10 protein-coding genes and 1 pseudogene are annotated in these 13068 nt (G+C 67.1%); 3 read left to right on the top strand and 8 right to left on the bottom strand.

What is annotated here, in order from left to right; all coding sequences use genetic code 11:
- Positions 1–44 precede the first annotated feature (44 nt).
- Positions 45–1016 (top strand): annotated as a pseudogene (locus ACSC1W_RS08685) (transcription initiation factor IIB); the annotation flags it as partial.
- Positions 1017–1054: 38 nt separating this feature from the next.
- Here the strand turns inward: ACSC1W_RS08685 and prs are convergent.
- The 4 genes from prs to ACSC1W_RS08665 form a co-directional block, all read right to left on the bottom strand.
- Entirely contained in the window at positions 1055–1870 is an 816-nt protein-coding gene (gene prs, locus ACSC1W_RS08680; protein ID WP_435346676.1) for a ribose-phosphate diphosphokinase, read from the bottom strand.
- Between the two features lie 31 nt (positions 1871–1901).
- Positions 1902–2282, bottom strand: a complete 381-nt coding sequence (locus ACSC1W_RS08675; RefSeq protein WP_435346674.1) for an Hsp20/alpha crystallin family protein — start codon at positions 2280–2282, stop codon at positions 1902–1904.
- A gap of 116 nt (positions 2283–2398) precedes the next feature.
- Positions 2399–3604 (bottom strand): CBS domain-containing protein, encoded by a 1206-nt coding sequence (locus tag ACSC1W_RS08670; RefSeq protein WP_435346672.1) that lies wholly within the window; start codon positions 3602–3604, stop codon positions 2399–2401.
- A 56-nt stretch (positions 3605–3660) separates the two neighbouring features.
- Positions 3661–5040 (bottom strand): nicotinate phosphoribosyltransferase, encoded by a 1380-nt coding sequence (locus ACSC1W_RS08665; protein WP_435346670.1) that lies wholly within the window; start codon positions 5038–5040, stop codon positions 3661–3663.
- 960 nt (positions 5041–6000) lie between these two features.
- Here ACSC1W_RS08665 and ACSC1W_RS08660 point away from each other — a divergent pair.
- The gene (locus ACSC1W_RS08660) at positions 6001–7530 is read left to right on the top strand and encodes a helix-turn-helix transcriptional regulator (protein ID WP_435346668.1); all 1530 of its coding nucleotides are present in this window, start codon (positions 6001–6003) and stop codon (positions 7528–7530) included.
- Between the two features lie 212 nt (positions 7531–7742).
- On the opposite strand, the gene ACSC1W_RS08655 is transcribed toward ACSC1W_RS08660, so the two are convergent.
- Positions 7743–8243, bottom strand: a complete 501-nt coding sequence (locus ACSC1W_RS08655; RefSeq protein WP_435346666.1) for a DUF7344 domain-containing protein — start codon at positions 8241–8243, stop codon at positions 7743–7745.
- A 45-nt stretch (positions 8244–8288) separates the two neighbouring features.
- Complete coding sequence (locus ACSC1W_RS08650; protein ID WP_435346664.1) at positions 8289–9200, bottom strand: glycosyltransferase family 2 protein; 912 nt, start codon at positions 9198–9200, stop codon at positions 8289–8291.
- Positions 9201–9411: 211 nt separating this feature from the next.
- On the opposite strand from ACSC1W_RS08650, the gene ACSC1W_RS08645 reads away from it, so the two are divergent.
- Positions 9412–10386: a hypothetical protein gene (locus ACSC1W_RS08645; RefSeq protein WP_435346662.1), complete on the top strand. Its 975-nt coding sequence runs from the start codon at positions 9412–9414 to the stop codon at positions 10384–10386.
- A 28-nt stretch (positions 10387–10414) separates the two neighbouring features.
- Here ACSC1W_RS08645 and ACSC1W_RS08640 read toward each other — a convergent pair whose 3' ends face one another.
- Positions 10415–12022 carry a right-handed parallel beta-helix repeat-containing protein gene (locus ACSC1W_RS08640; protein ID WP_435346660.1) on the bottom strand — a complete coding sequence of 536 codons (1608 nt, stop codon included), beginning with the start codon at positions 12020–12022 and terminating at the stop codon, positions 10415–10417.
- Between the two features lie 249 nt (positions 12023–12271).
- Positions 12272–13057, bottom strand: coding sequence for a helix-turn-helix domain-containing protein (locus tag ACSC1W_RS08635; RefSeq protein WP_435346658.1), 786 nt, complete (start codon positions 13055–13057; stop codon positions 12272–12274).
- Between the last annotated feature and the right edge of the window lie 11 nt (positions 13058–13068).

Below are 13068 nucleotides of genomic sequence, written 5' to 3'. Positions count from 1 at the left end.
GCGGAGACGTTCATCGTCGACGGCGGCCTGTCGCACATCACACAATGAGCATCGTACACACAGAGTCCACGAACGGATACGAGACGTACAGCACGGAGACGGAAACGCAACCCGAAGTCCACGACGAGGGCGTCGTGTGCCCCGAGTGCGGTGGCACCGTCCAGTCCGACGACGAACACGCCGAGATGGTGTGTCGAGACTGCGGGCTCGTCGTCGAGGAGGGAGGCATCGACCGCGGCCCCGAGTGGCGCGCGTTCGACGGCGACGACCGGTCCGACAGGAGTCGCGTCGGCGCACCGACGAGCAACCTCCTCCACGACGGCGGCCTCTCCAGCCACATCGGCTGGGAGGACCGCGATAGCTACGGGAATGCCCTGAGCCCCCGCCAGCGGCGCACGATGAACCGCCTGCGCACCTGGGACGAGCGGTTCCGCACCCGGAACAGCAAGGAGCGCAACCTCCAGCAGGCCCTTGGCGAACTCCAGCGGATGGGCAGCGCCCTCGGCCTGTCGGACGAGGTGCGGGAGACGGCGAGCGTCATCTACCGTCGCGCACTCGCCGAGGACATGCTCCCGGGTCGCACCATCGAGGGGATGGCGACGGCGTCGCTGTACGCCGCCGCCCGACAGATGGAGACGCCCCGGAGCATCGACGAGGTCAGCGCGGTCAGTCGCGTCGAGGAACTCGAGTTCAAGCGCGCGTACCGGTACCTGATCCGCGAACTCGAACTGCCAGTCAAGCCCGCCAGTCCCCAGAGCTACGTCGGCCGCCTGACCTCGACCCTCGAGGTCGACCAGGAGACCGAGCGCGTGGCCCGGACGCTCCTCGAACTCGCGGAGGGGACGGCCGCGACGACCGGGAAGAGCCCCGTCGGACTGGCCGCGGCCGCCATCTACGCCGCCGCGAACCTCACGGGCCGCAAGCTCACCCAGGAACAGGTCGGCGAGGCCGCCGACGTGAGCACGGTCACCATCCGGAACCGGTACCAGGAACTCCTCGAGGTCTACGAGGCCAGCGAGGAGGCCGGACGCCTCGACGCCCGACCGGACGACGGTCAGTCGAGCGCACGTTCGACGAGCGGTTCGACCGGCACCGACGCCCACTCGCTCGCGACGGAGTTGGTCAGGTAGAGCGCGTCGAAGGTGTTCCTGACGCGTCGGACGCCCTCGTCGATGACGCCGTGGACGGCCGCGGCCTGCACCGACTCGGCACCCTGTTCTCGAAGCCGACGGTACGCGTCGACCATCGTCCCACCGGTGGCGACGATGTCGTCGAACACGAGGACGTCCCTGCCGTCGACGTCCAGTTCGCCGGTCAGTTCGACGTCGTAGGCCGTCTCGCGCTCCTTCCGGAACCCGGGGACGCCGAACCGCTCGACCGCCCCGAGGTCCGGTCCGACGACGACGTAGTCGTCCATCTCGACGCTGTCCTGTATCGCCGGGAACGCCCGAATCGTCTCGACCGGGACGTCCCGGTACCACTCCCGGTGACTGAAGTGCGGGTCGACCGCGTACACCCCGGTGACGTCGTACCATCGCGTCACCGTCTCGAGGAGGGACCGCACGTAGTTCAGCGACCCGTCGTAGAACGCCTCGTCCTGCCTGCTGTAGGGGACGTACGTGAAGGCGACGCGGGTCGTCACGTCGTGCTCGTCGAGCAGCGCGAGGGTCCCGTAGAGGTAGGCCAGCCCCCGGTTCGGGTGCGGTTGACCTGCGTGTATCACCGCGGCCTCGTCCAGCGAATCCAGCCCGTCGAGCTGGACGTACACCTCCCCGTCGGGGAACTGCCGACTCCCGTTCTTCGGATGCTCCGCCAACCGCCGTGCGTCGACGTCCAGATGCTCTGCCGACGGCGTTACGATGTACTCCATCGTCGTAGTCGTCGTGGACCGACCATCCGGGTCACTCGACCTCGATGCGTTTCGGTCGCTCGCGTTTGCGAAGCGTCACCCAGAGGATGCCGTCCGTGTACGACGCGGAGACGTGCTTCTCGTCGACGGGGTCGGGGAGGTGGACGACTCGGCGCGCCCGGCCTCGTTCACGCTCCTTCCGGTGGTACGTCCCCCCCTCGGCCTCGTCGGTCCCGAAGTCGGCGACGATCTGGAGTCGGTCCCGCTCAACGGTCACGTCGATGTCCTGTTTCTCCAGTCCGGGAAGGTCTGCCGACACGAGGAACTCGTCTCCCCTGTCCGAGACGTTGACGAGGAACGGGTCCCCGAGGTCGGTCAGACTGCCGATGCGCGTCGGTGGTCGGTCGGACCGTCTGGGCTCTCTCTGTGGCATGCTCTCCACGACGACTGACGTCCCGAACGGTCTTAAACTCGGCCGCCTGCGACCGCGCCCTCGGCGACGTCCAGCAGTACGGGTCTCGGAGTCGGACCCTGACCGCCCGTGGGCGTCTACCCTCCCCCGGTCAGCCACCAGCCGTACATCCTGGACAACTCGTCCTCCGTCGGGTGCTTCTTCGTCTGTGCGTACTCCTTGCCCTCCAGTATCTGTCGCTCGACGACGTTCCGGGCGAGGTGCAGGGCGTGACTCGCCCCGTATCCCTCGCCGGTCCCGACGAAGTGCCCCTTGTCGGTGAACAGGCGGATGCGGGCCATGAGCAGGGGCGTCCCGCGCAACCTCTCCTCGTGCTCGTGCAGGAACACGTTCGCCTCGAGTACGGTGAGGTCCCGGTACTTGCTCGTCACGTCGGCTATCATGTCGGCGACCTCCTCGCGCGAGATGTCGTCCAGCAGGTCGACGTTCGTGAACTGGACGGGGAGGCGGGACTCGTCGGTCCAGGTCAGCGCCCGGAGCACGTCGGTCTTGGTGATGATGCCGGTCGGTTCCCCGTCGGGCGCGACGACCAGCGACGAGATGCCCGCGTCCAGCATCCCACCGACCGCCTCGTCCAGTTGCGTCTCCGGCGTCGTGGTCTCGACCCGGTCGACCATCACGTCGGCCACGGGCAGGTCGAGCAACCGGTCGCGCTCGCCCGCACGGTTCCCGAAGCCACCGCGGGACGTGCCACCGCCGGGCTGTGCCTCGGGGGACGGAGACCCACCCTGGGTCTTCTGTAGTTCCCGTGCGGCGAAGTCGATGACGTCGAACAGGCTGACGATGCCGACCGGTCGGTTCCCCTCGACGACCGGCAGGTGCGAGATGCCCTGCTCCCGGAGGCGATGGAGCGCCTCGGCGAGCGTCGCCTCGGGCGTGACCGACACGAGGTCCGTCGAGGCGACGTCGTCGACGGTGAGCACGCGGAGGAAGGGCTGGACCTCCGAGAGCAACGCGTCGGCCGTGACGATGCCGACGAGCGTCTCGTCGTCGAACACGGGGAGCACCTTCGTACTCCCCCCGACCATCAGGCGCGCGACGGTCCGTGCGTCGTCGTCGACCGTTACCCGCCCGACGTGCCAGAGGAGTCCACGGGCCTTCGCGTCGGGGCTCAGGCGACTGGCGTTCAGCTGGCGCTGGGTGACGATTCCCTGGTAGTCGCCGTCCTCGGTTACGACCGCCGCCTTGGCGCCTGTCTCCCGGAAGAACCCCTCGAGTTCCGAGACGCGCGCGTCGGCGTCGAACGTCTCGAAGTCCTCCGAAACGATATCTCTGATGTCCATGAGCTAACCATCCTGTCGATACGGCGGCGAGGGGGTTCAATGTTCGTCTCGACCGCTCAGCCCTCCCGCCGGTAGCGGGCGGCCAGGTCGTCGCGCACCGAGTCCGTCGTCGCCTGCAGCGCGTCGCCGACCCGCACCGGGTACGTCGACGGCGTCCTGAGAACCCGCGACTCCCGGGGAAGTCGCTGCACCTGGTCGAGCGTCCGGGCCCGGACGTCGTCGAGGTCGGGCGGCGAGTACACGAGCGAACCGTCCTCGTACACGTCGACGAGCAGTTCGTCGCCCGCGCCGTCCGCGCCGCGCAGGTCCAGCACGTCGTACTCGAACTCGCCGTCGTCCGCCTCGACACGTCGGACGCTCTTCTGGCCGGGGTAGGTCGCCTTGCCGGTCGAGAGCTTCATGCTCGGTTCGAGGTCACCGTCCCGTTCGACCGCGACGAGTTTGTAGACCGTCTCGAGTTTCGGCGCGTCGTCGCTCGTCACGAGCGACGTGCCGGGGCCAAAGCCCGTCGCGACGCCCCCACGGGTCAGGAAGTCCTCGATGACGTACTCGTCGACGCCCGAGGTGACGAATATCCCGACGTCGCCGACCACCTCGCTGACCTCCTTCGAGAGGGCCACGAGGTCGCCGGAGTCCAGCCGAACGCCCTCGACGTCCACGTCGCGGTCCCGGACGACGGCCATCGCGGTTTCGGCTCCCCCCAGGGTGTCGTAGGTGTCCACGAGCAGGATGGACCGGTCGCCGTAGACGTCGACGAACGCCTCGAACGCCTCGCGCTCGGTCTCGAAGCTCTGGACCCACGAGTGCGCCATGGTCCCGAACACCGGGAGGTCGAACGCCCGCCCGGCGGCGACGTTCGACGTGCCCTCGAACCCGCCGACGTAGGCCGCCCGTGCGGCCTTCATCCCGGCGTCGACGCCGTGGGCACGGCGCGAACCGAAGTCGACGAGCGACTGGTCCGCCCCCTCGCGCTCGACCGCGTCCCGCATCCTCGCGGCTTTCGTCGCGACGAGGCTCTGGAACCCGACCTGGTTGATGAGCAGGGTCTCGAACAACTGGGCCTCGGAGACCGGTGCGGTCACCTCCAGCAGAGGTTCGTCCGGGAAGACGACCGTTCCCTCCGGCACGGCGCGGACGTCCCCGGTGAACTCGAACGCATCGAGTGCGGCGAGGAACGCCTCCGAGAACCCGACCTCGTCGAGGTACGCGAGGGCCGCGTCGTCGAACGTCAGCGTCTCGAGGTAGTGGACGACCTGTTCCAGTCCCGCGACGACGACGTAGCCGCGGTCGCTCGGCATGTCCCTGAAGAAGAGGTCGAACGTGACCGTCGGGTCGTGGTCCGTCGCCAGGTGTCCCTGCATCATCGTCAGTTCGTAGAGGTCCGTGAACAGCGCCAGGTCCGCCGGCGTCACCTCCCCGAATCTCGTTCGTGTCATCGTCGGGAGCCCTCACCGCTGGATTCGGCGTACGTCGGCAAAGGTCCGGTGGTCGGACCCGGGTCGTACGCCGACCGTCAGGACCGGGTCGAACCCGTCCGGACGGGATGCTCAGAAATTTGAACGTTAAATACAAAGTTATCTTGTATATAGTCGTCCTACAACGGTATCGGGCGAGGTGTCGCAGGGCGTCGAGAGGGAGCCAGCGGAGACGTCCGGTGTGGGGAACTGGCGTGTCTTCCGACGGCCGACGCCGGCGTCGCCGGACCCCTCCCGTCGTCGCCCAGACGGCCGACGTGGACGGCCTCACGGGCCACGAGTCGTCGTGCCCCCGTGCCTGACGACCGGTCCTCGTCAGCCGGTCTCGCCGTGACGTCCCCGGTCGCCCGTTCAGCGACCGACGACCGGTGCGGCGTGACCGGGTCCCCATGGTCGGGTCGACGGTTAATGGTAACTAAGATGGACAAATCTATATCAATTATCTTCACTGTGTGGTTCTGGGTAGACGGGCTTGCTGAACCGGAGACGCCGTACACGGGGACCCGACCTGCGCCGGGGGACGCCGAACCGACGGGCGTCGGTCCACCGTGGAGACTCGACGATCTGGAACCGTCGGGGGCGTCCGTACGACCGAAAACTGTCGGAACCAGGAGAAGTCCGTGACCGGGAGCGATTCGGCAGGAGCTGTTTATTTGTGTATAATGTCGTATGATTCTACCTGAACCAGGTCCCCTTCTTCGATTAATTGCATGATAAATGTCGAACGTGTATGCGTCGATAGAGGTGGCCAAAAGGCTTAAATCAATTTACTGTCAAATCCGAAATGGTAAATCCCTAGACCATCTCCCGGTGCCTATACAGATAGTAATCCCCGCTTACCAGACCTGGTAGGTATCCGATACTTCTGCTCCTGTAACCGAATCTTCTATTACTCTGGGGAACCGCTATCGACAGGAAAGGATGAGAACAGTCCCCCGTCTCGCTCTCGTCTTCCTCTGCGTCCTGCTGGTCGTCACGCCGGCGGCGGCCGCGCAAGAAGACGGACCGAGAACGACCGCCGCGTCCTTCCAGGGAGCCGGTGTCGCCGGCGTCGACGGCAACACGACGTACGTGTGGCAGTCCGGACCCCACGAACTCGCGGCCACCGTCGCGAACCACGAGTCGTCGGTCCACCACACGCTCTGTGTCGAAACCGACGCTCCGGACGGGAACGTGACCGAACTGGGTTGTGCGGCCATCGTCGACAACGGCACGAACACGGTCACGTTCGACCAGTGGCCCTCCTCCGACCTCGGCCGGCAGAACGTGACCATCACCATCAGGCAGACGGCCAACAAGAGCCACGTCGCAGACACCCGGACGCTGGAGGTGTACGTGCTCCAGAAGGCCGGCGACCCGGACGGCGACACCCTATCGAACGCCCGCGAAGCCGAACTCGGGACCCAGTTCCTGTCGAGCGACAGCGACGAGGACGGCATCCCCGACGGTCCCGAGGTCACGACGTTCGGAACCGACCCCCTCTCTAACGACACCGACGGCGACGGCCTGCGAGACAACGCGGAGGTGAGCGTCGGTACCAACGCCACCGTCGAGGACAGCGACGGCGACGGCCTCCTCGACGGACAGGAGGTCAACGAGTACGGGACGGACCCCCTCGACGAAGACAGCGACGGCGACGGCCTCCTCGACGGACAGGAGGTCAACGAGTACGGGTCGGACCCGCTCAGCGAGGACTCGGACGACGACGGCCTCCTCGACGGACAGGAGGTCGACGAGTACGGGACGAACGCGAGCAACGAGGACTCGGACGACGACGGCCTCCTCGACGGACAGGAGGTCAACGAGTACGGGACGGACCCCCTCGACGAGGACACCGACGGCGACGGCCTCCTCGACGGTCCCGAGGTCGACGAACACGGGACGGACCCCCTCGACGAGGACACCGACGGCGACGGCCTCCTCGACGGTCCCGAGGTCGACGAACACGGGACGAACCCGCTGGTCGTCGACTCCGACGGCGACTTCCTCGGCGACTCGACGGAGGCCAGCGTCGGCACGTGGCCGACCTCCCCCATGGACAGCATCGCACTCGCCGTCGTGGTGCTCGTCGGTGCCGGTATCGTCTTCCGTCGACCGCTGTACGCCGTCGTCATCGAGAAGCTACCGGCGCCCCCGGTCGACGACCCCGTCCAGCGCGTCGTCGAGGGCGAGTCCGTCCCGGAGCGACGGCCGTCGCCCTCGGCCCCCGTCGAAGGCGTCGAATCCGAGATACTGACCGACGAGGACCGCGTCCTGAAGCTACTGCAGGAGTACAGCGGTCCGATGCCCCAGAAGCGCGTCGCCGAGCAGACGGACTGGTCCGCCTCGAAGGTCAGTCGACTGCTCTCGCGCATGGACGAGGAGGGCACGATCACGAAGATAACCATCGGCCGGGAGAACATCATCAAACTCGCCGACGAGGACGCGGAGAACGTGCGTCAGCGGGGATAGTAGCCAGGGGTGGGGTGGTGCCCGGTCGCACTTCCCATCGCCGCCGCAGCCGCGAGGGAAGGTTGGCGGCCAGCAGCGGCACTCGTCGCTACGACCGGGAGGAGCATCACTATGCGCTCGGTAAACCCTCCGTTTCGGACCGTTGTGGACCCTTGCACGCCTGCAATGGTCAGGGGACGTATCTGTAGCCGGAACCGGACGTTCGCGACGGGTCACCGCAGTACGGCGATCAGGAACGAGAGCACCGAAACGAGGACGAGAAACGTCGTCGACACCGTCGTTTCGGGGAGTCGCGCGACCGGTTCGACGTCGAACTGCATCGTCGCGAGAAGCAAGATGGACAGGACGGCGATGCCGACGTAGTACGGGTCGACGCGTCGACCACCGTCGTCCTCGCGACTCGACCCACCCGACGACGCCGATGTGCCGGGACGCCGCGCCGTCCCCTCGGGCCGGGTGACGAGGCCACGGTCGTCCTCGAAGGACACGAGACCCGCCCTGTCGAGTTCGGGGAGGTCCTCACCGTACAGCTGTTCGTGGAGTACCTCCCAGACCGCCTCCTCCCCCTGGCCGACGGAGTACCGGTCAACGTCCGCCACCAGTTCGTCGACGAGCTGGTCGACGGTGACCGGCGTCTCTCCCTCGTCGAGCAACTCGAGGACCCTGCGCAACCGAACGGACCGCTCCAGTGGGCCGTCGCTATCTCCCGTCATCCCCGCGTGGTCGGTGCGCCGAACTCACTCATCGGAACACGGTTGTCAGGCGAACCGTCGTTGCAGGCCCTGGAAGAACGAGAACGCGAGCCCGGGACACTGTCGCGGACTCGGGCGACGGCCGTTGAGCAGGTAGCGCCCGCCACGGCCGAGGTTCCCCTCCCGGATGTACGCCTTCCCGAGCATGTACCGGTGGGCGCCGACCACGTCGTGCCCCTCGGCCTGCAGGACCCGGACCGTCTCCGAGAACGTGCGAAGGTAGTGGCTGTCGGCCTCCTCGAGTTCTCGGGCCGACGGGTTCCCGGACTGGTGGCGGCGCACGAGCGGTGCGTCGACGTAGCCCAGTTTGCCCTGCCGGAGCACGCGGATGAGGAACTCGGAGTCCTGGAACCGGTCGAACGACTCGTCGAAGCCGTCGATGGCCCGGACCACGTCAGCCCGCACGACGAGCGTCGACCCTGCACTGGTGTGCAGGTCGTCCGAGAGGACGTCACGGATCAGTTCGTCACCGCCCTCGGCACCTTCGGTGTCCTGGAACCGGGAGAAGTACCGTGTCGCCACCCGTCTGAGCGGTCCCGGCCTCGACTCGGGGACCATCTCGACGCCGCAGTACGCTGCGACCCAGTCCTCGCCACGACGTTCGAGGAGGCGGTGCTGACGCTCCAGTTTCCTGGGTCGCCACTCGTCGTCGGAGTCCAGGAACGCGATGTACTCCCCGGTGGCCTCCTCGATGCCGGTGTTCCGGGCGGCACTTCCGCCCCGGTTCACCTGGTGCTGGACGAGTTCGACCCGCGGGTCGTCGTACGATTCGACGACTGCGGGGGTGTCGTCGCTCGATGCGTCGTCGACGACGAGAACCTCGAAGTCCTCGAAGGTCTGGTCGAGGACGCTGTCGATCGTCCGTTGCACGGCGTCTGCCCGGTTGTACGTCGGGATGATCACGCTGACGGTCGGCATCTGTTACCGGTCCCTCGTCCCCCACGACCATTATTATCGTCTCGATAAGCCGCCTTCGGCCGGTTCGTCACGGTGGACGGCCGAGTTCACGCACCTCGCCGCCACGCCCGGGTGGCCACCGTCGTCCGGCCCGTCGGACCCCTATCGTGGCACTAACCGTCACGCTACCCTGACGATAATAACGTACCGCCGGCGGTTCGTCAGAGACGTGATGACCACGACAACGAAGCTGACGACGCTGGTGCTGGTCGGCCTCCTAGCGACGACTGCCGGGTGCGCTGCGCTCGGCGCTGTCGACGGGGCGTCCACCACCAGCCCCGCCACGGGTCACGAATCGCAACCGGGGAACGTCACCGAGACTGCGAGCGTCGCGACCACGTCGACGGAGACGACCGTCCGGGCGACCCGAACGGCCACGACCCACAGTCACGACGGACCGACGAGTGACCACGACCACGACGGGACCGACGGGACGGCCGAGGCGAGCGGTTCGATGGCCGTCGTCGTCGACGGCGACCGACTCGACCTCGGGTCCGCGGTCGCGGACTCGACGACGTTCCGGATGGACGGCGACCACCCGGACACCTGGCACGCCAACGGGACGCCGACCCTCGCCGCCGCACTCGCCCACGCCGGCGTGAACGCGAGTGCGACCACGCTCTCGTACGACGGGTCGACGTACCGGGACGCCGAGACTGGCACGGAACTCGTCTACCGCGTGAACGGCGACCCCGTGCGACCGACGGAGTACGCCCTGCAGGACGGAGACGAGGTGTGGGTCGTCGTGCTGACGGACGAGACGAACGCGTCGACGCCCGGCGAGTACATCCCACCGGAGCGACTCCACGTCCACGGGTCGATGGAGTTCGAGGTGAACGGCGACTCCCTCGACTTCAGCCGCGACAAGTGGCAGGCCGCGAGCCACAACAGTCACTTCCACTTCGAGGGCGGTCACGCCGACCCGTGGCACGCCCACTCGAGGAGCGTCACCCTCGCGTACGCGCTGTCGACGCTCGAAGACGTCGAGGTGACCGAGGCGGGAATCACGTACGACGGGACGACGTACGCCGACGACGACCCCGGAACGACCGTGTCGGTCACCGTCAACGGCGACCCCGTCGACCCGACCGAGTACTACCTCCTCGACGGCGACGAGGTCAGGATCGTCGTCGAGGACGAGGACTGAACCGGCCGTCGGAGCGCCCGTCGACGACTCACGAGTCCGGGAACTCGACGCCGTCGACGACCAGGTCGTCGGTGCCCTGGTCGAGATACCCCTCGTAGATGGTCGAGTCGGTGACCGTCACGTCACTGTAGCCGTCGTAGAGTTTCAGTCCGGCGTAGCCGTCGTACGAGCGGGCGGTCAGGTCGTCGAGGACCGTCCCGTCCGCGACGTTGACGATGGGGTGGTGCGTCGATTCGAAGACGCCACCGTCCACCGTGCAGTCGTCCCCGTGTATCTCGATGCCTCGACGGTAGTAGTCGCCGTCCACGTGGACCTCGACGTCCTCGAACAGGGCGTTCGCCCGGAGACACCGGATGGCGTTCCTGCCGTCGGTCCCGGGGCCGCTCCCGCTTATCTGCGTCCGGAGCACGTGGACGGGTGCGTCGCCGTCGTCGTTGCGGCCCCTGACGAGGAGCGGGTTGCCCGAGCCTTCGAACTGGATGGTCGTGTCGAAGACGTCGACCCCACCGGCGTCCGGTCGGACGATGATGCCGTAGTTCGACTCGCCCTCGCCGACGGTGATGTCGCACTCCTGGATTCGGGCCTTCTCGACGTCGTTGTAGACGACGATTGCGTGACCGTTCGGGTCCGAGAGCCGTATCTCGGTGTTGTACACCCAGAGGTGCTTGCCCGCGTCGAGTCGGATTGCACGCTGGTTGTGCCCCTCGTGTGCCTCGTCGACGACGATGGTCGCGTCCTGGATGTAGCTGTAGTCGGACATCAACCGGACGTTCGCGGAGTTGCTGTTCCGGTAGACACCGCCTTTCACCACGACGCGTCCGTCCGTGCTGGAGGCGTAGACGCCCTGGTCCGGGAAGCCACCGAGTTCGCAGTCGCGGAGCCAGAGTTTGCCCTGGTGGCTCGGAGGGACGAGGATGCCCGTCGGTCCGTCCTCGATGCTCCCGATGGTGTTCTCGGAGTACGACCCCCCGTCCGGGGCACGGAACCCCTCGACGGTCGAGATGCCGTCGGGATCGACGACGCTGAACAGCGCTGGCCCGAACGAACCGACGTCGTGCGTGCCGTCGATGTCGACGTCCCGGACGGTCAGCTCGCGCTCGACGTAGGCTTCGATGGCGCGGAAACCGCTCTGGTCGTCGGTGAAGTCGAACGTCAACCCCTCGAAGAGGAGTCTGTCGCCGGGCGCGTAGCTGACGCCGAGACGGAACAGGCGGGTCGGCCCGCTGAAGGTCCCCTCGACGACGCTCCTGCCGTCGAGTTCCTCGATGGTTCCCGGGACGATGGTCGCGTCCGTCCCGACGATGCCGAAGTTCTCGTAGTCGGTGAACCGGAACTGCTCGGTCATCAGGTACTCGCCCGCCGGGAACTGGAGCAGGGTGTCGTCGCCGGCGTGTTCGTGGAGCAGGTCGCCGATGGGTTCGCCAGCGTTCGGGTCCGCGCCGGCGTCCACCATGTCCACCACCGTCGAGAACCGGTCCTCGTACGTCTGCGTCGCCGCCGACGACTCGTACGCCACCGAACCGAGCACCGGCGCCGAACCGAGCGCCGCGAGTCCCTGCAGATACCGCCGTCGTGAAGTGCCAGTGCCGACCGCCTCTTCTCCGCTTCCCGACCCGTCCTTCGGGGTTCCTGTCATAGGATTCGATACCGGACAGAGGGGTAACGTGTTTTGCATGGATATCTCCAACGTTTAAGTAGCTCCGTTCTAACAGGGTTTCGATATTATCGCTATCCTAACTGTGACAACTCACCACACGATTGGCGCCAGACGAGCGTCTGCACCCCGTCACTGGATGAGTAGGTGTGGTCCACCGGCACCGGTGGCTGGCGCTACACATTCTGATATATTGTTCTTCCAACACTACGTGTGAAGTGTTGCCCTCGGCTACGTGCCGTCGACGACGCCGTCGAGTGTGTCCTCGACGAGTGCCGCCGTGGCCCGTCGGAGTCGATGGGAGACCGCGGACGTCGAGACGCCGAGCGTCTCCGCCAGGTCTTCCTGCGTGACCGCCCTGGGGACCTCGTAGTAGCCCGACTCGAAGGCGACCCGTATCGTCTCCCACTGGTTCGACGTGAGCGCGGTCGGCGCACCGACGACGCCGTCGCCCTCCGAGAGCCGGTCGATCCTGAACCGGACGTCCGACCCGTCACAGAACTCCCGGAGTGCGACCACCGCATCGCGGTCCGGGAACTGGAGGCTGACGTGCCACTCACCGCCCGTCCCGCGCACGTCGAGCGTCCGTGCGCCGAGTTCGACGCACGTCGGCGCGACGAGGACGGCGTCGTCGGCCAGTCCGAGCCGATACAGGCGACAGTCGGGGAACGTCTCGACGTGCGTCGCCGACTCGACGGTCGGGTCCCGGGAGAGCGCGTCGTCGAGTTCGTCCTGCGTCGCACCGGCAACCGAGACGTGGAGCGTTCGTTTCCCCGACGACGAGACGGTGTGGTGGTCGGGCACGACGGTGGCACCGGGAACTGCGCCGAGCGTGCGCGCGAGCGCGAGCGGGTCGTTCGCGAGTCGTACGTCGGCGACGAGCACCGTGTCCGAGTCCGCCGCGTCCGAGCGCCACGCGGGCAGCGTCCGTCCTGCGACAGCCTCCCCACCCCGTCCGAGCGACGGTCGAACCTGCGTCCACCGTCGATTCGGGAGGTCGACGTCCGTTGAGTCCATTGGCGGCCCTT

This window comes from Haloarchaeobius marinus (assembly GCF_051207415.1).
GTDB lineage: Archaea > Halobacteriota > Halobacteria > Halobacteriales > Natrialbaceae > Haloarchaeobius.
This window is presented reverse-complemented; position numbering and strand designations above follow the sequence as displayed.